The organism is Streptomyces sp. CB01373, assembly GCF_002803075.1.
GTDB lineage: Bacteria > Actinomycetota > Actinomycetes > Streptomycetales > Streptomycetaceae > Streptomyces.
In genome coordinates, this window is sequence record NZ_NNBK01000017.1 from 16,504 (window position 1) to 39,032 (window position 22,529).

General features: G+C 70.7%; 19 protein-coding genes. 11 read left to right on the top strand and 8 right to left on the bottom strand.

Features of this window, described 5'->3' with window-relative positions; translation table 11 throughout:
* The first annotated feature begins 70 nt into the window (after positions 1 to 70).
* Positions 71 to 484 carry an organic hydroperoxide resistance protein gene (locus tag CG719_RS26260; RefSeq protein ID WP_100571163.1) on the top strand — a complete coding sequence of 138 codons (414 nt, stop codon included), beginning with the start codon at positions 71 to 73 and terminating at the stop codon, positions 482 to 484.
* A gap of 38 nt (positions 485 to 522) precedes the next feature.
* On the opposite strand, the gene CG719_RS26265 is transcribed toward CG719_RS26260, so the two are convergent.
* On the bottom strand, positions 523 to 828 hold the full coding sequence (locus tag CG719_RS26265) for a hypothetical protein (RefSeq protein ID WP_376491943.1): 306 nt from the start codon (positions 826 to 828) through the stop codon (positions 523 to 525).
* A gap of 726 nt (positions 829 to 1,554) precedes the next feature.
* On the opposite strand from CG719_RS26265, the gene CG719_RS26270 reads away from it, so the two are divergent.
* Positions 1,555 to 3,051: a multicopper oxidase family protein gene (locus tag CG719_RS26270; protein ID WP_199836785.1), complete on the top strand. Its 1,497-nt coding sequence runs from the start codon at positions 1,555 to 1,557 to the stop codon at positions 3,049 to 3,051.
* A 175-nt stretch (positions 3,052 to 3,226) separates the two neighbouring features.
* On the opposite strand, the gene CG719_RS26275 is transcribed toward CG719_RS26270, so the two are convergent.
* The 3 genes from CG719_RS26275 to CG719_RS26285 all read right to left on the bottom strand — a co-directional run bounded on the left by CG719_RS26275 (position 3,227) and on the right by CG719_RS26285 (position 7,643).
* Entirely contained in the window at positions 3,227 to 4,906 is a 1,680-nt protein-coding gene (locus CG719_RS26275; RefSeq protein ID WP_100571164.1) for an ABC-F family ATP-binding cassette domain-containing protein, read from the bottom strand.
* A gap of 80 nt (positions 4,907 to 4,986) precedes the next feature.
* Positions 4,987 to 6,621, bottom strand: coding sequence for a ribosomal protection-like ABC-F family protein (gene abc-f, locus CG719_RS26280; RefSeq protein WP_100571165.1), 1,635 nt, complete (start codon positions 6,619 to 6,621; stop codon positions 4,987 to 4,989).
* 398 nt (positions 6,622 to 7,019) lie between these two features.
* Positions 7,020 to 7,643 carry a hypothetical protein gene (locus tag CG719_RS26285; protein ID WP_100571166.1) on the bottom strand — a complete coding sequence of 208 codons (624 nt, stop codon included), beginning with the start codon at positions 7,641 to 7,643 and terminating at the stop codon, positions 7,020 to 7,022.
* Between the two features lie 179 nt (positions 7,644 to 7,822).
* Between CG719_RS26285 and CG719_RS26290 the strand changes: the two genes are divergently transcribed.
* Both CG719_RS26290 and CG719_RS26295 read left to right on the top strand, forming a co-directional pair.
* On the top strand, positions 7,823 to 9,052 hold the full coding sequence (locus CG719_RS26290) for a sensor histidine kinase (RefSeq protein WP_100571167.1): 1,230 nt from the start codon (positions 7,823 to 7,825) through the stop codon (positions 9,050 to 9,052).
* Positions 9,049 to 9,720, top strand: a complete 672-nt coding sequence (locus tag CG719_RS26295; RefSeq protein ID WP_100571168.1) for a response regulator — start codon at positions 9,049 to 9,051, stop codon at positions 9,718 to 9,720. The genes CG719_RS26290 and CG719_RS26295 overlap by 4 nt, the downstream gene beginning before the upstream one ends.
* Positions 9,721 to 9,763: 43 nt before the next feature.
* Here CG719_RS26295 and CG719_RS26300 read toward each other — a convergent pair whose 3' ends face one another.
* Positions 9,764 to 11,272: a cryptochrome/photolyase family protein gene (locus CG719_RS26300; RefSeq protein WP_100571169.1), complete on the bottom strand. Its 1,509-nt coding sequence runs from the start codon at positions 11,270 to 11,272 to the stop codon at positions 9,764 to 9,766.
* Between the two features lie 448 nt (positions 11,273 to 11,720).
* On the opposite strand from CG719_RS26300, the gene CG719_RS26305 reads away from it, so the two are divergent.
* Positions 11,721 to 12,971: an NAD(P)/FAD-dependent oxidoreductase gene (locus CG719_RS26305; RefSeq protein WP_100571302.1), complete on the top strand. Its 1,251-nt coding sequence runs from the start codon at positions 11,721 to 11,723 to the stop codon at positions 12,969 to 12,971.
* A 76-nt stretch (positions 12,972 to 13,047) separates the two neighbouring features.
* On the opposite strand, the gene CG719_RS26310 is transcribed toward CG719_RS26305, so the two are convergent.
* A complete protein-coding gene (locus CG719_RS26310; protein WP_324838672.1) occupies positions 13,048 to 15,537 on the bottom strand; it encodes a lamin tail domain-containing protein in 2,490 nt (829 codons plus the stop codon).
* An 835-nt stretch (positions 15,538 to 16,372) separates the two neighbouring features.
* Positions 16,373 to 17,029, bottom strand: coding sequence for a DUF2238 domain-containing protein (locus CG719_RS26315; protein ID WP_100571170.1), 657 nt, complete (start codon positions 17,027 to 17,029; stop codon positions 16,373 to 16,375).
* Between the two features lie 320 nt (positions 17,030 to 17,349).
* On the opposite strand from CG719_RS26315, the gene CG719_RS26320 reads away from it, so the two are divergent.
* The 5 genes from CG719_RS26320 to CG719_RS26340 all read left to right on the top strand — a co-directional run bounded on the left by CG719_RS26320 (position 17,350) and on the right by CG719_RS26340 (position 20,915).
* A complete protein-coding gene (locus tag CG719_RS26320; protein ID WP_100571171.1) occupies positions 17,350 to 17,898 on the top strand; it encodes a DinB family protein in 549 nt (182 codons plus the stop codon).
* A gap of 25 nt (positions 17,899 to 17,923) precedes the next feature.
* On the top strand, positions 17,924 to 18,565 hold the full coding sequence (locus CG719_RS26325; protein WP_100571172.1) for a PadR family transcriptional regulator: 642 nt from the start codon (positions 17,924 to 17,926) through the stop codon (positions 18,563 to 18,565).
* Positions 18,566 to 18,659: 94 nt separating this feature from the next.
* On the top strand, positions 18,660 to 19,634 hold the full coding sequence (locus tag CG719_RS26330; RefSeq protein WP_100571173.1) for an ATP-binding cassette domain-containing protein: 975 nt from the start codon (positions 18,660 to 18,662) through the stop codon (positions 19,632 to 19,634).
* Positions 19,631 to 20,392 carry an ABC transporter permease gene (locus tag CG719_RS26335; protein WP_234375772.1) on the top strand — a complete coding sequence of 254 codons (762 nt, stop codon included), beginning with the start codon at positions 19,631 to 19,633 and terminating at the stop codon, positions 20,390 to 20,392. The genes CG719_RS26330 and CG719_RS26335 overlap by 4 nt, the downstream gene beginning before the upstream one ends.
* 67 nt (positions 20,393 to 20,459) lie before the next feature.
* Positions 20,460 to 20,915: a GNAT family N-acetyltransferase gene (locus tag CG719_RS26340; protein ID WP_159024958.1), complete on the top strand. Its 456-nt coding sequence runs from the start codon at positions 20,460 to 20,462 to the stop codon at positions 20,913 to 20,915.
* Between the two features lie 11 nt (positions 20,916 to 20,926).
* On the opposite strand, the gene CG719_RS26345 is transcribed toward CG719_RS26340, so the two are convergent.
* On the bottom strand, positions 20,927 to 21,598 hold the full coding sequence (locus CG719_RS26345; RefSeq protein WP_100571175.1) for an epimerase: 672 nt from the start codon (positions 21,596 to 21,598) through the stop codon (positions 20,927 to 20,929).
* Positions 21,599 to 21,816: 218 nt separating this feature from the next.
* Between CG719_RS26345 and CG719_RS26350 the strand changes: the two genes are divergently transcribed.
* On the top strand, positions 21,817 to 22,404 hold the full coding sequence (locus CG719_RS26350; RefSeq protein ID WP_100571305.1) for a TetR family transcriptional regulator: 588 nt from the start codon (positions 21,817 to 21,819) through the stop codon (positions 22,402 to 22,404).
* The last annotated feature ends 125 nt before the right edge of the window (positions 22,405 to 22,529 follow it).

A 22,529-nucleotide genomic window follows, 5' to 3' on the forward strand; every position in this document is an offset into this window, starting at 1 on the left:
CAACTCAATTGTGTGCTCTACTTGTGTGCGCAACCGATACTCGTCTCGCTTCGAGAGGACTGGGTCCCCCATGGACACGCTCTACACCGCAGTCGCTACCGCCACTCACGGCCGGGACGGCCGCGCTGTCAGCTCCGACGGCAAGCTCGACCTGCAGCTGGCCGTCCCGGTGGAGATGGGCGGCAACGGGCAGGGCACCAACCCCGAGCAGCTGTTCGCCGCGGGGTATGCCGCCTGCTTCGCCGGCGCCCTCGGTGTGGTCGGCCGGCGGGCGAAGGTGGATGTCAGTGATGCCGCGGTCACCGGTGAGGTCGGCATCGGCAAGCAGGGCGAGGGTTTCGCGCTCGCCGTCACCCTCCGCATCGAACTGCCCGACGGCATCGACGAGGCCACCGGCCGCAAGCTGGTCGAGCAGGCCCACCAGGTCTGCCCGTACTCCAACGCCACCCGCGGCAACATCCCGGTGGAGCTCGTTGTCGAGTAAGTGCTCCTAGTGGAATGACTTCGGGCGTCGCCGGCAGATCAGCGCGCAGCCCAAGGTGAGAAAGGCTTCGTGGATGTCGTCGCGGATCTCGCAGCGGATCCGCAGACGGCGAACCCGGTACAGACGGGCGAACGCGCGCTCCGCGAACCAGCGTTGGGCGCCGAGCCCGGAGCCGTGCTCGCGGTGCCGCGGCGGGGGATCAGCGGCTTCACGCCGAGATCCAGGACCAGGCGGCGGTACTTGTCGTGGTCGTAGCCGCGGTCGCCCAGCACCACCCCTGGGCGGCGTCGTGGCCGGCCGCGTTTGCCCCGCACTGGCGACTCAGCCTGGAGGAGCGGGTTCAACTGCGTGACATCGTTGCGGTTCCCGGCGGTCAGGGTGGCGACGAGCGGGATGCCGGTGGCGCCGACGTCCGCGCCGGTCCGGGCGCCACGGCCTGCGTCTGCGTCTGCGTGTGTGTCTACGTCATGGTCGTCCCCGGCCCCGGATCAGTGCCCAGGTCAGGGCGGCGACCTCGGCCACGCTCATATCTACGATCCCGTGCCATTCCTGTCCCATACCCTCCCGGCGGACCCCGGTGTGATCCTGGACGCTCTCCTCGCCGACCTGACCCGGTACACCGAAGGACACCTGGACGACGATGCCGCCCTCATGGCCGTTACCCGCCCGCCGGACGCGTCCGGCGGCACTTGGCGAAAGTCGCCTCCGCACCCCTAGTGCGTCGCGCCGCAGCGCCAGGCGCACTGGCTCTGACTGAAAGCCTGGAGCGAATCCATGACGGCTCAGGACGCTGCCCCCGAACTCAACCGGGGCCACAGCCAGACCAACGAAGAGATCTTGCGCATCGCAGACCGGTGAAGGAAAGCCGGGAACAAGCGCCACCGGCTCTGCGAGCCTGACCCGGTAGGGCCCATTCGGGCGGATGGCACCGTGGGCCGGGCGTGGCCGAGTGGCTCGGGATCTTTGTGCGCCTACTCTCCGGCTGACTGACCAGCAGCACACCAGCAGCACATGGATCTCCGGCCCGGTCGTGTGCGGTCGGGGTCCGCCGGTATTTCTGGGGGAGACAAGTGACCCGGCCCGCAACGCGTTTTTCCTCGCCGTCCCGCATCGTCGCCGGTCTGCTTCTCGCCGCGCTCTGGCTCGCGGGCTGCGCGGGGAGTGCACCGAGCGAGCGCTCCCGCGCCACGCAGGGGTCCGTGGTCGAGGGTGGGCCCACAACGCCGGGCGCGGGGCCATGGCTCCAGGATCCCCTGGAGGTGGTGAGCCGCGGCGGCGTGCTCAGGACCACGATCGTGGTGGAACGGCGAATCGTGCGCGTCGGCAACCGCCAACTGCGCGCGACGACCTACAACGGGGCCTACATGCCACCCACGTTGCGCGTGCGGCCTGGCGACCGTATCGACCTGACCCTGATCAACAAGGCCGACAAGTACACCAACCTCCACACGCACGGACTCTTCGTGTCGCCGCGCGCTCCCTCCGACGACATCTTCGTCTCCATCAAGTACGGGCAGTCGTACCACTACGCCTATCAGCTGCCGCGCAGTCACCCCACCGGCACCTTCTGGTACCACTCACACGCAGACATGCTGTCCGCCCCGCAGGTCGCGGGTGGTGAGTCGGGCATCCTCGTCGTCGAGGGCCTGCAGCGGCACCTGCCCATGTCGTTGCGGAACATCACCGAGCACACCATCGCGCTCAAGGACTTCCAGGTCCAGGGCGACGCGATCAAGACCCATCCCCTGAGTATCGGCGCGTCCACCAACCGCACCGTCAACGGCCAGCAGAACCCGGTGATCCACATCCGGCCCGGAGAGACCCAGTTGTGGAGACTGGCCAACATCGGCGCCAACATCTACTACAAACTGCACCTTCCGGGCACCCGCTTCCACGTGATTGCTCAGGACGGCGTTCCCGTGGGCAGGGTCTACGCCGAGGACACGCTGCTCATTCCCGCCGCCGCTCGCTTCGATGTCCTGGTCCAGGGCGGCGCTCCCGGCACCACACGGCTGGAGACACTGCCGTACAACACAGGCCCGGCCGGAAACCAGTTCCCCCGGGCCGACCTCGCTACCGTCGTCACCAGTGGCACGCCCGTGATGAGGGCCGCGCTCCCGACCGCTCTCGGGCCTTACGAGGACTTGAGCCATGCGACGGTCGCGGACCGCAAGACCGTCGTCTTCACGGAGAACAAGGCGGGCACGATCTTCTACGTCAACGGCCGGACGTACGACCCGAACCGGACCGACTTCGTCTCCACCCTCGGCACCGTCGAGGAGTGGACCGTCCGCAATGACTCGGACGAGGACCACAGCTTCCACCTGCACACCGAGCACTTCCAGTTGATGAGCACCAACGGGAAGGCCCACGCCCCCACCCATGGCATGTACGACACGGTGAACGTGCCGAAGCGTGGTGCGATCGTCGTTCGCGTCCACTTCAGGGAATTCACCGGCAGGACCGTGTATCACTGCCACATCCTCAATCACGAGGACATGGGCATGATGGCCGTCCTGGACATTGTCGCGCCCGGCGCGCGCCCCCGGGCCACCCGCAGCGGATGACCGCCGACACGAGGCGCGACCGCCCCGTACCGCTGGAGCGCGAAGCCGTACGGAAACCGTGCATGGCCTTCGCCGGCCGGGCGCGCCGGAAGATCCACAGGATCAACGTGTGCACCAGGTAGCCGAGCACGACCCCGAGCAAGGGCGGCGGTGACAGCCGGCGGAGCTGGGTCGCTCACGGCTCGGTCCCGGCGCGGCGGGCGAGGTTGGGACCCGCGCTGTCCGGGCGCTTGCCGTCGGAGCCGAGCCGGATTTCCCGTCCCTGCCAGCGCTCCCGCAGCCAGCGGTCGTGGCTGGCCAGCACGATCGCGCCGGGGCCGGTGCCCAGCGCCGCCTCCAACTCGTCGCACAGGCGCGGCGACAGGTGGTTGGTGGGTTCGTCGAGCAGCAGCAACTGCGGCGGTCGCGCCACCAGCAGCGCCAGCGCGAGCCGCCGTCGCTGTCCGACCGAGAGCCGGCCGACCGGCTTGTCCAGGTCCGCCTCGTGCATCAGACCGAGCGAACCCAGCGGCACCGCCTCGGCCCGCTCGGCGCCCAGCGCCAGCTCATAGGTGTCCCGGACGGACCGGCCCGGCCGGTCGAAAACGGTGTCCTGGGCGAGCAGTCCCACGGTCAGTCCGCGCCGCCGCCGCACCTCGCCCTCGGGCGCGAGCCGCCCGGCGAGCACGGCCAGCAGAGTCGACTTGCCGGCCCCGTTCCCACCGGTGACCAGCAGACGGTCGGTCGCCGACACCTCCGCACTCAATGGTGCGAGCCGGCCCGGCACCCGTACGTCATCCAGGGACACCAGCGGACCGTCGCCCTGCGCTGCCGGAGCGGCGAGCGCCGTGCTCTCGAACCGCAGCGGCTTCGGCGGCTCGCCGACCTGGGAGCGCTCCAGTTCCTCCAGGCGACGGGCGGCGTTGCGCACTCGCCGGGAGATCTGGCTCTGCACCCGGCCGGCGCGGTGCCCGTAGCCCATCTTCTCGTTGTCGCGCGGTCCCCGGTCCGGTGCGACGCGGTGCGCGGTGATCCCGGCGGAGACCCGCAGCGCCGCCAGTTCTTCCTGGTCCTCGGCCCAGCGCCGCTCCCAGCGGTCCCGCTCGGCCCGCTTCTCGGTCAGGTAGGCGCTGTAGTTGCCGCCATAGCGGACCGGGCCGTCCATCGCGGGGTCGAGGTCGAGCAGGTCCGTGCACACGGCGTCCAGAAAGGCCCGATCGTGGCTGGCGACCACGACGACCCCGGACAGGGTACGCACATGCTCCTCGACGAATGCGGCGGCACCGTCGTCGAGATGGTTGGTCGGTTCGTCCAGCAGCAGCACGGAGGGCCGCCGGACCAGCAGCGCGGCCAGCGCGAGCCGGCCGCGCTGCCCGCCGGACAGAGACCCGAGCGTCCGGTCGTGTGCGAAGGCGTCGAGGCCGAGGCCGTCGAGCACGAGCGCGGCACGCCGGTCGGCGTCCCAGGCCTCCTTTCCCTCGGCCTGTTCGAGCCGGACGCCGTACGCGCCGAGCAGGCCGGCGTACTCGGGCGCGTCCTGTGGGGTCCGCGCGAGCTGCTCGCCGAGCCGTTCCAGCTCGGCGAGGTCCTCCCTGGCTTCGCGCAGGGCGTCGTCGAGCACGTCAGCGATCGTCGCGTCGGCGTCGTACGGCATCTCCTGATGAAGAAAGCCCAGGTCGGGCGGGCGGGTGACGCTGCCGGCGTCCGGCTCGTCCGTCCCGGCCAGCAGGCGCAGCAGGGTCGACTTGCCGACGCCGTTCTCCCCGATCAGCCCGATGCGATGCCCGGGCGAGGCGGTCAGGGAGACACCGTCGAGCAGCCGTCGGTCGCCGAGGGTGTGGACGAGGTCGTGGGCGAGCAGAGCGGTCTGAGGCATGAGGTCCGTCCAACGTGATCGGTGCGCGGCCCGCGGGGCGGCATTGCCTCGGACACGGGCCAGGACGACACGTCGGCGGTTCACACCTCAGGAGCCCCCGTCTCCTCCAGCTTGCCGTCGGCCAGCCGCAGCCACCGGTTGACGCCGATCTCGCGCAGGAACCGCTCGTCGTGGCTGACCACCACGAAGGCCCCCTGGTAGGAGTTCAGGGCGCTCTCCAACTGGCCCGCGCTGACCAGGTCGAGGTTGTTCGTCGGCTCGTCCAGGAGCAGCAGGTGCGGAGCCGGCTCCGCGCACAGCACGCAGGCCAGGGTGGCGCGCAGCCGTTCGCCTCCGGAGAGCACCCCGACGGGCAGATGGGCGCGGGGCCCCCGGAAGAGGAAGCGGGCGAGCAGGTTCATCCGCTCGGCCTCCGGCCGCTCCGGGGCGTAGTCGGCGAAGTTCTCGGCGACCGTACGGTCCAGGTCCAGCAGGTCGAGGCGCTGCGAGAGGTAGGCGATGCGGCCGTCGGCCCGCCTGATCTCACCGCTCCGTGGTGTCAGGTCGCCGCTGAGCAGACGCAGCAACGTGCTCTTGCCGGCACCGTTGGCACCGGTCAGCGCGATGCGCTCGGGGCCCCGGACCGTCAGGTCGGCACCCTGGCCGGCGAACACGTCCTTGTCGCCGAGGCGGACGAGGAGCTGCTCGCCGAGGAACAGGTTGCGTCCGGCGGGCACGTTGGTGTCCGGCAGGTCCAGCGTGATGCGCTGCTCCTCGCGCAGCGCACGCCCGGCCTCGTCCAGCCGGGCCTTCGCCTCGCTGACCCGGCCGGCGTGCATCTGGCCCGCCCGGCCCGCGGACTCCTGCGCACCCCGCTTCATGTTGCCGGCGAAGATACGGGGCAGACCTGCGTTCTTCAGGTTGCGGGCGGCGTTGCTCTGCCGGCGTTCGGCGCGCTCGCGGGCCTGCTGCATTTCCCGCTTCTCCCGCTTCAGCTCCTGCTCGGCGTTGCGGATGTTCTTCTCCGCGACTTCCTGCTCGGTTCGCACGGCCTCCTCGTACGCGGTGAAGTTGCCTCCGTAGAAGCGCAGTTCGCCGCGGCCGAGTTCGGCGATGCGTTCCATGCGGTCGAGCAGGTCGCGGTCGTGGCTGACCAGGAGCAGGCAGCCGTTGAAGTCCTTCAGCACGTCGTAGAGCTTGTGCCGGGCGTCGAGGTCGAGGTTGTTGGTGGGCTCGTCGAGCAGCAGCACATCGGGCCGCTTCAGCAACTGGGCGGCGAAACCGAGGGAGATGACCTGGCCGCCGCTGAGGGTGCTCAGCCTGCGATCCAGGGTGAGGCCGGCCAGGCCGAGGCGGTCGAGCTGGGCGCGGCTGCGTTCCTCGATGTCCCAGTCGTCGCCAATGGTGACGAAGTGCTTCTCGTCGGCGTCCCCGGACTCCACGGCGTCGATGGCCTGGATGATCGCGGCGACGTCCAGCACCTCGGCGACCGTGAGGTCACCGGTCAGGGGGAGGCTCTGCGGGAGGTAGCCGAGGGTGCCGGCCACGGAGATCGACCCGGCGCCGGGCCGCAGTTCACCGGCGATGAGCTTGAGCAGCGTGCTCTTGCCGGTGCCGTTGGGCGCGACCAGGCCGGTACGGCCGGGGCCGACGGTGAAGGACAGGTCCTGGAAGACGGGAGTGTCGTCGGGCCAGGTGAAGGACAGGTTTGAGCAGACGACGGAGGCGTCGGACATGAAGGTGACCTCGCGAGGAGGGGGCAGGGAAGACACTTCTGCCCCGGCAGCAGACAGGGGGAAGAGGAGACGACAGCGAGGCCACGTCGGCGGTGTTTCCACGCACCGGTCCGGTGGCCTTTCTGGGCCGGGTATCACCCGGAGATGTCGTCGTCCACCACCATGTCTGGGCTCCTCAACAAACGATCAACGTCTCCTCCAGTCTAACAACCGAGCCCGGCTGGCCAGTACTCCAGCCGGACCGCTCCCGGCTGGGGGGACCTCATCCGGCCCCCCTCACGACACGGGACGCGCGGTCGAGCGGGCTTGGACCGCGCGTCCCGGTACGCGTTCGACTTCCGGCTGCTCGTGCGGTCCTGAACCCGCGGGGCCGGGAAGCCCACCGGAGCGAGCGGCGATCAGACCGCGGCCGACCCGACCACGCTCGCCGTGGCGACCTCGCTGCGCCCGCGTACGGCGTGGACGCCGATGGCGAACAGCGCGGCGAAGAACAGGTCGTCGGGAAGGATGAACCAGCGGCCGGGCAGCCCGAGGGCGCCGAGCAGGCACGAGACGAGCAGCGCGACACCGATCCACCAGGGCAGCGTCCGGGCGCGCAGCACGGCGATGCCCAGGCAGATCGCGCCGACGAGCAGGCACAGCAGCGCGATGCCCTCGAAGACGGCGAAGCCGGACGGCTGCTCGGTGGGGATGCCGCCGTGGTCGACCAGGTACGGCTTGACGAACCCCTCGATGACTCCCTCGCCGATGTTCAGCATCACCAGCGCGGCGAAGATGCCGGCATAGCCGACGACGTGCAGCTTCGGTGCCCGTTGCGCGAAGGCCAGGATCACGGGCAGCCCCAGCGCGATGATGACGTCCCCACCGAGCGCGATCCCCTCGAACAGCGGCCAGAGGTGGTAGCGGAAGACCTCGTCGCCGCTGCCCGGCGCGAGGAGGTTGGCGGCGAGGTAGCCGAACGCCGCGACGACGGTGCCGACGATGAGCGCCCATCCGGCCAGGCGCTTCAGGTTCAGGGTCATGGTCTCCTCCTGCGTTGTGCCGCCACTCGGCGGTGCGCCGTCAGCGTCGGTCCGGCACGGCCGGGGCGTCGTCGTACTCCGGTCGGCACCGGGTCGTTCGCGGGTCGCGATCCGCACCAGGCGAATACGACGTTCGGATGACGCCGCCCGGCTCCCCCCGCCGGTAGCTTGCGGATGTGATGCTGAAGACGGCACGCGCCAAGTCGCCGGCGCGAGAGGAGTCGGAAGCCCCGGCGCGTCCGCGGCGCATGCCGGCGGTGTTGCTGCCCGACGCTCTGCTCGCGCTCGCGATCACCGGCTTCGCCCTGCTCGACATCGTCTTCGATCTCGACAACTCGACGCGGTACGGCCCCATGCCGCCCCTGGTCGTGTCCACCCTCGTGGCGACGCTGATGCTGGCGCTGCGCAGGCTGGCCCCGCTTGCCACGGCCGTGGTCGTCGCGGTCGCGATCGCCGGACCGATGCTGGCCACGCCGCTGACGTTCACTCTGTGGGGCGACTTCCTGCCCCTTCTGCTCGCCACCTACTCGGTGGCCCGGCACGGTGAACGCGTGTCCGCGTGGCTCGGCGTCGCGGCGACCGCCACCACCGTCGTACTCGTGATGCTGCGCAACCCGGACGCCGGCACCGTCAGCAACATCCCGTTCGCCGCGGTGCCGATCGCCATCGTCTTCGTCGCCGGCCGGGTGCTGAGCGGCCGGGCCCGCAGCCACTCCGACGACCAGGCACGGGTCCAGCGGCTGGAGGCCGAGCGCGAAGAGGCGATCCATGTCGCCCTGGTGGAGGAACGCTCCCGTATCGCCCGCGAGTTGCACGACATCGTCGCCCACTGCGTCAGCGTCATGGTCGTCCAGGCGGGCGCCGCCGAAGACCTGCTCGACCGCGATCCCTCCCAGGCGCACGCGCCACTGCGCTCGGTTCAGGAGACCGGACATCAGGCGGTCGGCGAACTGGGCCGGATGCTCGGCCTGTTGCGCGGGGAAGCGACGCGACCCGCGCTCAAGCCGCAGCCGGGCACCGCGAACCTGGCCGAACTCATCGAGCACATGGGCGGCGTCGGCCTACCGGTCTCACTCACCATGGAAGGCCCGGCCCGCCCACTGCCGCCCGGCATGGACCTGACCGTCTACCGGGTGGTGCAGGAGGCACTCACCAACGCACTCAAGCACGCCACACCCACCACAGCCCATGTGCTGCTGCACTATGACGAGCAGTCCATACGGGTCAGCGTGCGGGACACGGGACGCACAGGCTCGTCCGCGAGTCCGGCCTCGAACCGGATCGGCCACGGGCTCCTGGGAATGCGTGAACGGGTCGGACTCTACGGCGGCACCCTGGAGACCGGACACGCCGACGGCGGCGGCTTCGCCGTGACAGCGAGCCTGCCGCTTCAGGCGGCGCCCCGATGATCCGCGTCCTGCTCGTGGACGACCAGGCCCTGGTCCGCGGCGGCTTCCACTCCATCCTGAGCGGCCAGGACGACATCGAGGTCGTCGGCGAGGCAGCCAACGGCGCGGAGGCAGTCGACAGCGCGCTCACCCTGCTGCCCGACATCATCCTGATGGACATCCGGATGCCGCGCATGGACGGCATCGAGGCAACCCGCCGCCTGCTGCAGGACGGGCGCTGCCCCGCGCGGGTACTCATCCTCACCACCTTCGACGAAGACGAGTACGTCTACCAGGCACTGCGCGCCGGAGCGAGCGGCTTCCTCCTCAAGAGCGCACCACCACGTGAACTCGCCGGCGCCATCCGCACCGTCGCCGCCGGCCAGGCGCTGCTGGCCCCGGAGATCACCCGACGGATGATCGAGGAGTACGTACGCCGCCCGCGCCCCGGTTCGCACCAGCCCACCCGGCTGGAGAAACTGACCCCACGCGAGCACGAAGTGCTCGGTCTCATCGCCCGCGGCCGCTCCAACGCCGAGATCGGTGCGGAACTCTTCCTGAGCGAGCCGACGGTCAAGACCCACGTGACCCGCATCCTCGCCAAGCTCGGCCTGCGCGACCGGGTCCAAGCCGTCGTCTTCGCCTACGAGTACGGCCTCGTCCAACCCGGCCACTCGCCCCACGAGTGACCGACCCACGGCCTCCCGGCGCCATCTCGCAGCTCCCACCGCCTCACGGCACCTCGTCCGCCCGCCGCCGCTCCTGCCGCAGCACTTCGTCGAGGTCGCCGAGGCGGTCCAGGCCCTGTACCGAGCGCCGCATGCGGGCGTTGCCGGACAGCAGCCGCCGGTGCCGGTGCAGGAAGGCCCAGTACCCGGCGGTGTAGGGGCACGCGTGCGGACCGGTGCGCTCGGTGGGCCGGTAGGCGCAGCCGTCGCACAGGTCGCTCATGCGGTGGATGTAGGCGCCGCCCGACGTGTACGGCTTGGTGGTCATCCGGCCGCCGTCCGCGTACTGGGACATGCCCGCCACGTTCGGCACCATCACCCACTCGTAGCCGTCGACGAAGCAGCGGTGGAACCAGTCGGTCACCGCGGCCGGGTCCCAGCCGCGCTGCAGGGCATGGCTGCCCAGCACCATCAGCCGGGGGATGTGATGCGTCCACCCGGTGTCGCGCACCTGGGCGAGCACGGTGCCCAGGCAACGCGCGGTGACCGCGTCCGCGTCCAGCTCGGCGAAGTACTCCGGCAGCTTCTCCGTGTGCCCGAGCGCGTTGTCGCGCCGGTAGTCCTCGCCGAAGTGCCAGTACAGCTGCCAGACGTACTCCCGCCAGCCCGCGACCTGCCGGACGAAGCCCTCCGCGCTGTTCACCGGGACGGCGCCCTCCCGCCAGGCCCGTTCGGCTCGCTCCACGCACTCCGCCGGGTGCAGCAGCCCCAGGTTCAGCGAGGACGAGAGCAGGCTGTGGCTCATCACCGGATCACCGGTGAGCATCGCGTCCTCGTAGGGTCCGAAGGACGCCAGCCGGTGTGTCACGAAGCGGCGCAGGGCCGACAGCGCCTCCCGTCGGGTGGCGGGGAAGCGGCGGGGACCGTCCCGGCCGACGAATCGCACCCCGTCCTCGCGTTCCCACCGGTCGAGGTCGTCGCGCACCTCGGCGTCGATGTCGTCCTCCCGCGGCCGGTACGGACCCGGCACGTCGAGCTCCCCGGCGCCGCCGGGCGGGGGCTCGCGGTTGGCGTGGTCGTGGTTGAACCGGCCGCCGGCCGGCTGGCCGCCCTCCATCAGCAGGTCGTGCTCCTGGCGCACCCAGCGGTAGAAGTCCTCCTGGAGCAGCCGCCGCCCACCGTGCTCCTCGACCCAGCCGGTGAACTCCTCGCGGGCCACCATGAAGCCCCTGGCGGGCAGCACCCGCACCCGGGGCAGGGACCGCACCAGCCGGAGCGCCGCGTACGAGGTGGGGTGGCACACCGTGACCGGCGCCCCGCCCATCGCGCGGCGCAGTCCCTCCCGGTAGGTCTCGGCCCGTACGTACGTCACCCGCCCGCCCAGTTCCGCCGCGCGGTGCCGCATCGCGGAGAGCACCAGGTGCGCCTTGGCACGGTGGAACCGGCGCCGCCGGAAGACCGATCTGGCCTCGATCATCACCACGGGCGCCCCGCGGTCGGGCCCGTCCTCGCGGGCGGGCGTGAGGAAGTGCGGGCCGAGCTGGTCGCCGAAGAGCCAGTGCGGGGTGGTCATGACCGGGGCGCCTTCCGTGCGATGCGGGTGTGGCGGCGTACACGTACGAGGTGTCGCGCGGGGTGCCCGACGGCCCGGCGGACGTCCTCCCTTTGGACCTCAGGAGCGCCCCGGGCCCGCTTGAAGGGGTCCAGGCCCTCCGGGCAGGGGGACGGTCCTCGCGCGACCCTGTGCCGGAAGGTTCCACGGCTCGTGCACGAGCGCCCCCTTCACGTCCGCCAATTCCTCCGCCCAGCGCCGTACATGTACTCCGTCCGGGGCGTACCGCCTGCCCCGGCGGATACGGCGGGCCGCTGGTAGTCGCCCGTTCGGGTGCGGGCGCATCCGCTGTGGTGGCCGGCGGGGAAGTACCTGGTGAAGACGCCGGGCCCCTGTTGACGTCCTCGGGGCAGCGGGGAGCGCGGCAGGTTCCGCTCGGCAGCAGGCCCTTGAGGAGCGAGGAGAGGTGGTGGCCGTGGCGGATGGAACGGCGGTCGCGGACGTCGTCGTGGTGGGTGCCGGGGTCGCCGGGCTGGCGTGCGCCCGCGACCTGGCCGCCGCCGGGCTCGGCGTCACGGTGCTGGAGGCGGGCGACGCGGCGGGCGGGCGGATGCGGACCGACCGCCTGGACGGCTTCACGGTGGACCGGGGCTTCCAGGTCGTCAACCCGGCCTACCCGCAGCTGCGCCGCCGCCTGCCCGCCCGGTTCCTCGACCCGCGCCCCTTCCTGCCGGGCGTCCTGGTGCACACCGGTGGCCGGCGCGTGCTGCTGGCCGACCCGCGCCGCCGCCCCGATGCGGTGGCGTCGCTGCTGTCCGCGCGGTTCGCCCGGCCGCGCGACCTGGTGGCGCTGGCCGTGCTCGGCGCCCGCGACGCGCTCGCCCCGGCCCGCGCGCTCAAGCACGCGCCTGAGCGCACCACCCGTGCCGCCCTGGCCGACGCGGGTTTCTCCGCCCCGTTCGTGGAGGGCTTCTTCCGGCCGTTCCTCTCCGGCGTCTTCCTGGAGGACTCCCTGGAGACCTCCAGCCGGGTGTTCCACCTGGTGTGGCGCAGCATGCTGCGCGGCGCGCTGTGCCTGCCCGCCTTCGGCGTGCAGTCCGTTCCGCGCGCCCTGGCCGCAGCCCTGCCCGAGGGAACCGTACGGCTCGACGCACCCGTGTCACGGCTCGCCGGCCGGGGCGTGGTCACGGCGGACGGCGTGGAGTTGCCTGCGCGCGCCGTCGTCGTGGCGACCGGTGCCGCCGCCGCCTCACGGCTGCTGCCCGGCCTGGACGTCCCTGCCCACCGCACCGTCACCACGTACTACCACGTCGCTCCGCGCTCCCCCCTGGGCCGCCCCGTCCTGCTGGTCGACACCCGCCGCCGCGTACTGAACACCTGCGTCCTCAGCGATGTCGCGCCCGAGTACGCCCCGCGCGGCAGCGCCCTCATCGCCACCTCGGTCCTGGGCGGCGACACCGAGCCCGTGCGGGCGGCCGCGGTCGCGGCCCTGTCCGAGATGTACGGCGCCGACGCCACCACCTGGGACCTGCTGGTCGCGCGCACCGTCGAGAACGCGCTGCCCGCCATGCCGCCGCCCTGGCCGCTGACCCGAACGTGCCGCACCGGGCCGGGCCGTTACGTCTGCGGGGATCACCGCGGCACGGGTTCCGTCCAAGGCGCCCTCGCCTCGGGCGCGCGGGCCGCCCGGGAGGTGCTGGAAGACCTCGGCGGAAACTGAAGGGCGAGCCGATATGCAGACAAGCCCGCCCGCCCCCGCTGCGTTGAGCGCGGGAGCGGGCGGGCTTGCGAGGACCTTACGGCTTCACACGCAGAACCTGCGGGTCGTGGTCGCTGACCTGGTCGGCGAACTCGGAGTTGATGTGCACCACGTCGTAGGTGACGTGGTTCAGCATGCTCGGGTTGACCATCATGTGGTCGAGCACCTGCGAGTTGCCCTGGAAGACGTAGGAGTAGCGCTCGTCCGCCGGCAGGGTGTTCACCAGGTCGGTGAGCTGCTTGCCGTCACCGGTCAGGGTCTTCATCGCGGAGGAGAACTGGTAGTCGTTGTAGTCGCCCAGGGAGACGATGAGGGCCTTGGGGTCGGCCGCCTCGAGCTTCTTGACGAAGGCGTTCTCCAGCGTGGCCTGCTTGTTGCGCTGGATCTCGGAGCTGCGGACCGGCTCCTGGATGCGGCCGGCGACGTTCTGGTCGCCGCCCTTGCTGTTGAGGTGGTTGGCGATCACGAAGATCGTCTTGTTGTTCTTCGTGAGGAACTCGCCGACCAGCGGCTTGCGGCTGCTGTTCCAGGCCTCGTCCGTCGGGGCGATCCGCCCGGGGGAGACGGTCAGGTGGGTCTTGCTGCCCGTGCCGACGACGTCGACGGCGGTGACGGAGTCGCCACCGGGCCGGTCCACGAAGGTGACCCGCTTCGGGTCGAACAGGAAGACGGTGCGGATGTTGCCGCCCGGCTGGCCGCCGTCCTTGTCGTTCACCGGGTTGATCTGACGGTACTCGTAGCGCGGACCACCCGCGGCGACGATGGCGTCGGTGAGCTTGGCCAGCGTCTTGTCGGAGTCCACGGTGCCGTCGTCGATGGCGCCGCTGTTGTCCTGGATCTCCTCGACGCCGACGATGGCGGGCGCGCGCAGGTTGGTGACCAGGTTGTGGCCGAGCCGGTCGAACTTGGACTGCGGGTCGCTCGGGGCGAGGTTCTGCACGTTGTACGTGCCGATGGTGACCTCGTTGGACTTCGCCTCGCTGGTGACCTCGGGCTTGAGGCCGTTGTCCTTGTAGGTACCGACCTGGCGGGCCGCGAGGATGTAGGTTCCGGCGAACTGGCTGTAGTCCAGCGGGCCCGCGGTGACGCCGGTGAGCTCGTCACCCACATTGGCCATCGGGAACGCGTCCGTGGTGTTGATCGCCTGGACCTGGAGACGAGCCACGTTCGGGTCGTCGTACGACGGGTAGTAGACGCCGCCGCGCTTGGTCTTGTTGTGGTCGGGGTCGGCCGTGACCCACAGCTCGTGGTAGGCGTCCGTGGCGCCGACGACGCGGGCGTCGGAGACCTGGACGTTCATGCCCTCCAGGGACTCGTAGAAGTCCAGGGCGTACTTGGTCGGCTCGAGATCGGCGTACTCGATGCTGCCGCTGCTGTCGGCCTTGGGGGACCACACGGCGGGGATGCTGTTCTTGTCGAGGACGACCGGGGCCGGCAGCGGGTTGCCGCTGGACAGCACGGTGACCGTCGGCTTCATGATCTCGGTCGTCGACTGGATGCCGGTGTCGTAGCCGCCCGGGTAGTACTCGGTGACCACACCGGAGACGGTGACGCTGTCGCCGACCTTCACCGTGGGGTTGGAGCTGGTGTAGACGAAGATGCCCTCGCTGGTGCGGGGGTCGTTGTCCGGGTTCGGGTCCTGCATCCAGAAGCCCTTGGACGTGGAGGACGTGCTGGTGGTGCGGACACCGGTGACGATGCCGGTGACGTCCTTGACGTTCTTGGTGGACAGCGGGGACCGCCGGTTGGTGCCCTGGATGTCGTGGATCTTCGCCGAGATCGCGTCGGCGGGGGGCGTCGCGGTCGGGCTCGGCGACGGGGAGCTGTCGCCGCCGCCGGTGCCGCCGCCCTGGCCGCCGGAGTTCTCCGGGGTCGGGTCACCCGCGGCGAAGTCCGCCGCGTTGTCGTCGGTGTCGACCAGCGTCTTGCGGGCGACCGAGGCGGTGTTGCTCGCGCCCGCGGCCGGGCCGGAGCCCTCGTGGACGAGGGCGGTACCGAAGCCGACCAGGTCCTTGATGCGGGAGTCGGCGGCGCAGTCGGCCTTGGTGACGCAGGTGAGCAGATCCGTGCCCTTGACCAGCGCGACGGTGCCGGCGGTGCCCGACATGTTGATGTTGCCGGTGGCGTCCGGGGTCGGCAGGGCGGCGGTGCCGCCGGTGCCCGCGGCCTCCTGGATCAGGTAGCGGCCGTTGCCGGCCAGGGTGCCGGTGAGCGGGGTGGACTGCCACTTGGTGGTCGGGCCGGGGCTGCCCGAGAGGTACTGGACGCTGTAGCCGGAGAGGTCCAGCGAACCGGAGCCGGCGTTGGCCAGCTCGATGAAGTCGTTGGTCAGGGTGGCGCCGGAGTTGCCGCCGCCTCCGTAGACCTCGGAGATGACGGCGTCGGCCGAGGGGGTGGCGAAGGCGGAGTGGACGCCCACTCCGGCCAGCACGACCGAGCCGGTGATCGCCAGCGGTATCAGCCGCTTGCGCAGAGGAGTCGCGCGGTGTCTTGCGGGACGGGGCGTTTCAGCGCTGGAATTCGACACAGGAAGGTTCTCCTTGGGGGCCGGGAAAACGTGAGGGCGCCATGGGAAGCGCCGACCGACCCGGATCCGCCGTCGACGGCCTGGGTCTGGCACGCGGGTCAAGCTACGCGCATAGATGCGTCCGAAAAAAGGCCGCGGGGCCAACACTTGGCAAACTGTTATCCGAAACCCGGCTCGCCCGACGCCGGTGCGGGTGGCGATATAACCGGAGGTGAGCCGATCCCATGGGTGCGGAGGCAGGCCGCGCCATGTCCGGCCCGGGACTCCTGTCGCCGTCCCGCGACGAGTTCAAGGCCGATGCCGGGGCCGTGTGCGAGTCCACGCGCGGGGCGACCCGCAAAGGTGTCGCAGACCTGGACATTTCACTCCAGGGACTTCACTGCCCCGCGGCCGTGACGCATAGGCGACATCGCCCATTTTCCCCTGGAAAGCGGAGAGTTCCTCAACGCCGGTCGACCGCCGACCACATGGGCGCGGACCTGCCCTCGCCGCTCATCCATCCATGAGCCCTCGGCACCTGGCAACTGACCGGCCCACAGCGCGTGTTCGTGGACGATCACGCGTGGCCGCCCGGTACCGCGGCGCGCACCCACTTCCCGCCCCCCGCCGCCGGCACGACGTGCCACCTTCCCGGTCGCGGTCGCTAGTGCTGTGACCGGAAAGGTTCACCGGCTCGCGACGCCCGGCACGGCTCCCCCAAGCTCTTCGAGCAGGGGGGACCCCCAGCCGCGTTGTCGCATCACCCGAGTACATCCAGTACACGGGCGATGCTCCGCCTTGCGATGCACCGCACCGGACGCCGCGAGCTTTCCGGCAAACCTTCCCGGCCACAGCACTAGAGCGCCGCGGCCTCCAGGACCGCCATCCGGCGGTCGTGGAGGCGGCTGAGCAGCATCACCGAGACAGTGGCCCCGATCAGCGCGCAGAACATGTCCCATTGGGTGTCCCAAACATCGCCCTGAGTGGCGAGGAACGCGTCCGCGCCGTGGCCGCCGATCACGGCCGCCGCCCACTCGAACAGTTCGAAGAGCGCGCTGAACGCGAGGCACGCGCACACCGTGAGCGGCGCCAGCCAGCGGCTGCCGCGCAGTGGTGAGGTGCGGCTGAGCAGTTCCCGTACCAGCACCGCGGGCACGAAGCCCTGCATCAGGTGGCCCAGGCGGTCGTACGGATTGCGCTGGAGGCGGAAGGTGTCCCGGATCCAGTCGCCGAGGGGCACCTCCGCGTAGGTGTAGTGGCCGCCCGTCGCCAGCACCAGCGCGTGCACGGCGAGCAGACAGCACAGCAGGTCGGTGAGCGGGAAACGCCGCCATGCCAGCACGGCCAGCGGCAGCCCGACGATCACCCACACGGTCTCCAGCAGCCAGGTGACGCGGTCGCGCGGGGCCCAGCCCGACACGATCATCCCGGCCACCACGATCCCGGCGAGCAGGAGGGGCGGAACGCGCCAGGGGGTGGGGCGTGCCGGTGCGGGCAGGGTCGGGGCGGACATGGGCGGACTCCTCGCCGTAGGACGCTCCTCGCAGCAGGAGCGTGAAAGGTCCCCTCATCCTGGCGCGGCGCCGGTACGGCGTGATGAGTACCGCTACTCATCCTGTTCTGGGGGGCGGGACACCTTCGGCCGGAGCCCGGGCGCAGACCGGGTCGGCCCGCGGAAATTCTCCGGTGCCGGGCCATTGGATCATCGGGCCATTGGGTGGGACATGGGGTGGGACATGGGGTTATTGAGGACAGGATCTGACCTCAATCACCCGTAGCGTCGTTCGGGTCGGGGCAGAAGCCCCGGCGCGAATCGACGAAAGGCGGCCGGACATGGTCACTCACGTTTCCGCCGAGGCACACGGCGACGAGCGTGGAGCGCTGCTGGCGTTCATCGAGGAGCAGCGCGGCGGTATCCGCCGGTCGGTGCTCGGCCTCACGGAGGAGCAGGCCGCGTCGCGGCCCAGTGCCAGCGGCCTTTCGCTGGGCGGGCTGGTCAAGCACGTGGCCGAGGTCGAGCAGAGCTGGATCGCGCGTGCCAAACAGGAGGCGCCGGCGGTCGAGCGGGACGAGTCCAACTGGCACGAGTGTTTCCAACTGGCCGGCGACGAGACCGTCGCCTCGCAACTGGCCTACTGGGAGAAGGTCGCAGCCGAGACGGAGGCGTTCCTCTGCGCGGTGCCCAGTCTCGACGACACCTTCCCGCTGCCGTCCCAGCCCTGGTTCCCGCCCGAGGGGCGCGTCTCCATGCGCTGGCTGGCCCTGCATCTGATCCGTGAGACCGCGCGGCACGCCGGCCACGCCGACATCATCCGCGAATCCCTCGACGGGGCCACGGCCTTCGAACTGGTCGCCAGGGAGCGGGGCAGTTCCGGCGAGTGAGCGGCGGCGTCCTACGCTGGACCGCATGTCAGCGATCCGTCTTCTCGTGCTCGGGGCGGTCCGCCAGCACGGGCGGGCCCACGGCTACCAGGTCCGCAACGACCTGGAGTACTGGGGCGCGCACGAGTGGTCCAATGCCAAGCCCGGCTCGGTCTATCACGCCCTGAAGCAGATGGCGAAGCAAGGACTGCTGCACGCGCACGAGATCGCTCCCTCGACGGCCGGCGGCCCCCCGCGCACCGAGTACGAGATCACCGCGGCGGGCGACGAGGAGTTCTTCACGCTGCTGCGGGAGGCCCTCGTCGCCTACGACCAGAAGATGGACGTGAAGTCGGCGGCCATCGGCTTCGTTGTCGATCTGCCGCGGCACGAGGCGACGGCGCTGCTCAAGGAGCGGATCCGGTGCATCGACGAGTGGCGGGCCGCGGTCACCGGGCACTACGTGCCCGAGGGCGGCCCCGAACCGCTGGGCCACATCGGCGAGATCATGAACCTGTGGGTGCACACGGCCGACGCCGAGGCCGAGTGGACCAGGGGGCTGATCGGGCGGATCGAGGCCGGTGCCTACACCTTCGCCGGGGAGGGGGAGCCGTTCGTCGGTGTCCTGACCGAGGGTCAGGAGAACCCGTACGCGACGGGGGAGCGGCACCCGGGGGACGAGCGCTGAGGTGCTCGTCGTGCGTTGATCAAGTTTGACTGATGAATCCGAGGCGCTTACCTTCGTGCGCCTGTAGTCAAGTTTGACTAGCAAGGGGGTCCCAGTGGCCGACGCGGCGATCATCGTCGAGGAAGCACGCAAGACATACGGCGGGAAGAACACGAAGAACGGCAGGGCCGCGCTGGACGGACTCGACCTCACGGTCGCGCGCGGCACGGTGCACGGGGTGCTCGGCCCGAACGGCGCGGGCAAGACCACCCTGGTCCGGATCCTGTCCACGCTGGTGCGGCCCGACGCGGGCCGGATCGAGGTGGCGGGCCACGACGTGGTGCGCGAGGCGTACGCGGTACGCCTGCGCATCGGCCTGCTCGGCCAGCACGCGGCGCTCGACGAGGAACTCGGCGGCCGGCAGAACCTGGAACTGTTCGGCCGCCTGCATCACCTGGGCGGGCGACGCGCCCGCGAGCGTGCCGACGAACTCCTGGCGCGCTTCGGCCTGACCGAAACCGGCGGCAAGGCGGTACGGCAGTACAGCGGAGGCATGCGGCGCCGCCTGGACCTCGCCGCTTCCCTGATCACCGAACCGGAGGTGCTCTTCCTGGACGAACCCACCACCGGTCTCGACCCGCGCGGCCGCGCGGAGGTGTGGGACTCGGTCCGTTCCCTGGTCGACGGCGGCACCACCGTCCTGCTCACCACCCAGTACCTGGAGGAGGCCGACCAACTCGCCGACCGTGTCTCGGTCGTGGACGCCGGCCGGGTCATCGCCGACGGCACGGCGGACGAGCTCAAGGCGGCCGTCGGCGGCGACCGCGTCGACGTCGTCCTGCGCGATGCCGGGCAGTTGGGCGCGGCCGTCGCGCTGCTGCCCGTACCGGAGGACCGGATCACCGTGGACACCGACCGCCGGCTGCTGAGCGCCCCGGTCGCCGACCGCATGGCGGCCCTGGCCGGGATCGTCCGCGCTCTGGAGGAGGCCGGCATCCAGGCCGAGGACATCGCGCTCAGGCGTCCGACGCTCGACGAGGTGTTCCTGAGGCTCACCGGACACGACGACCGAGTGAAGGAGACCGCGTGACCGCCCACGCACTGACCGACTCCTGGACCATGACCCGCCGCGAACTCGCCCGCTGGGGGCGGCAGCCGGTGACGGTGGTGGTGAACCTGGTCTTCCCCGTGATGCTGCTGCTGATGTTCGGCTATCTGGTCGGCGGCGGCCGGGGGGTGAGCGGCGACTACCTCGACTACCTGGTCCCCGGCATGCTCGCCCTCACGATGGCCTTCGGCCTGGAGGGCACGATGGTCGCCGTCACCCAGGACCTGAACAAGGGCGTCGTCGACCGCTTCCGCTCGATGCCCATGGCCAACAGCGCGCTCCTGGTGGGTCGTTGCGCCGCCGACATGCTGCAGTCGGCGATCGGTCTGGCGGTGCTCCTGGCCGTCGCCGCCGCGCTCGGCTGGCGCGGCGACGGCGGACCGGCCGGGTTCCTGGGCGCCGTCGGACTGCTCCTGCTGTTCCGGTTCGCGATGCTGTGGATCGGCATCCACCTGGCGCTGGTGGCGGGGAAGCCCGAACTGGTGCAGGCGGTGCAGATCCTGGTCTGGCCGGTCGGTTTCCTGTCCAACGCCTTCGCCGTGCCCGGGTCCATGCCCGGCTGGCTCGGTGCGGTGGTCCAGTGGAACCCGATGTCCCACACGGCCACGGCCGTACGCGACCTGTTCGGCAGCCCCGGCGGCGAGCCGGGGCACTTGTGGGCGGCCGTCGCCTGGCCCCTGGCACTGCTCGCGGTGTTCTTCCCGCTGGCGGTACGGAGATTCGCGCGGCTGGGCCGCTAGGACCTGTCCGTAGCGGGAGAGCGGACGGTGGTGTGAGGATGGCGCGATGTTGATCGTTTCTTCCTGTATGGCCGACGACCCCGCTCTGCGCACATTGGTCGATGCGATGACGGCGGAACTGATTCCCGTGTACGAGCTTCCTCCCGACGTCCAGCCCGCTCCGCTGGCTTCGGCGGCCCGGTATCTGCTGGCTCGGAAGGACGACCAGGCGGTGGGCTGTTGTGCGGTGCAGCCGATCGGTGCCGAGATATGGGAGCTCAAGCGGATGTTCGTCTCCCCGGCCGCCCGGGGAACGGGAGTGGCGGACCTGCTGCTGGCCGAGGCCGAGCACCTCGCCTCGGGGCTCGGCGGCCGGTTGGTGCGCCTGGAGACGGGAGTGCGGCAGCCCGCCGCGATGCGCCTGTACGAGCGGACCGGGTACCGCAGGATCGCCAACTATTCGCCGCACGACGAGGATCCGCTGTCGGTGTGCTACGAGAAGGCGCTGCCCGCTCGGTCGTCAAGGGTTGCCGTTGGCGAGTAGGAGGTCCTCGCTCATCTCTCGCCGCCCAGGCGGTTGATCTCCGGGCTGTACAGGATCCGCTCCTCGACCGCCCCGGGCCGGGTGACGGCGAGCATGGCGCGGCCGATGTGTTCGGTGGTCGTGGTGTGACGGGGAGCGAGCCGGTTCAGCAGCGGGTAGAGCCAGGAGGTGAGGGCGTACAGGACGCGGTACACCGGGGTCCTGGAGACCGCTCCGTGGCGGGGGCGGATATAGGCGGGGCGGAACATGTACGCGTCCATCGGCATGGCCAGCAGGGCGTTCTCGGTGCGGCCCTTGACGCGGGCCCACATGGTCCGGCCGCTTTCGCTGCTGTCGGTGCCCTCTCCTGAGACATAGGTGAAGGTCAGTCCGGGGCTGGACGCGGACACGGCACGCGCGGCAGCGAGGGCGTAGTCGTAGGTGACGCGGGTGTACTCGGCCTCGCGGCGGCCGGAGGAGGACATGCCAAGACAGTAGAAGCAGGCATCGTGACCCGCCAGTTGCTCGGAGATGGCGGACAGATCGGTGAAGTCCTGGTGGATGACTTCCCGCAGCTTGGGATGGCTGATGCCCAACGGGCTGCGGACCACCACCAGCACACGAGTGACGGCGGGGTCGAGGAGACAGGCGCGCAGTACGCCCTGTCCGACCATGCCGGATGCGCCGAAGATGACGACTTTCACGAGCAGACTCCAGGTGGGGGAAGGGTTCAGGTCCGTTACAGCGGGCTCAAGCCGCCCAGCGCGCCCATGAACTCGGGTGCGTAGCGGTCGCCGATGACCACGCCGTGCGGCGCCACCGCCTCGATCGCGGCCTCGGTATCTAACTGGATAGGTACAAGCGTAGGGGCAGGCGCGCACAGGTGTCAATAACTGGATAGTTACTTGCTAGGGTGGCGAACATGCCTCGGAACTCCAGCGCCACCAAGGCCAGGCTGCTCGACGCGGCGTTCACCGAATTCGCCGCCTACGGCATCGCCGGCGCCCGAGTGGACCGGATCGCCGAGGCGGCAGGTGCGAACAAGCGCCTGATCTACGTCTACTTCGGCAACAAGGAGCAGTTGTTCGACGCGGTGCTGCAACGGGCGATGACGGAGGGTGCCGAGTCGGTCCCGTTCGACGTCGATGACCTGCCCGGATACGCCGGCGCGATCTTCGACCACCTCGTCGCCCGGCCGGACCTGATGCGCCTGCGACTGTGGAAGCTGCTGGAACGCCCCTCCGTCACCGGGCCCGAACCGGACGCCTTCCGGCGCAAGGTCGCGGGCGTGGCCGACGCACAGCAGCGCGGCGTTCTCGCCCCGGGGATGCAGCCGGACGATCTCCTGACCATGGTCCTCGCCATGGCCCAGGCGTGGTTCTGGGCCGCCGAGGACGGCGACCCCGGACCGGTCGGCCACTCCTGGTCGCCGGAGCGACTGGCCCTGCACCGCTCCGCAGTCGTCGAGGCCGCCCGCCGGATCAGCCAGAGGACCGCTGAGGGCTCGTAACGCCGTCCGGTCCCTCACCGGGAACGCCGCAAGGGGGGCGCGCATCGCCCACGCGCCCGCCGGTCCGCGTCAGGCGGTGCGGTGCCGGCCGTCGAGGGAGGGCCGGGTGCCGGGAGTCGCTGCCC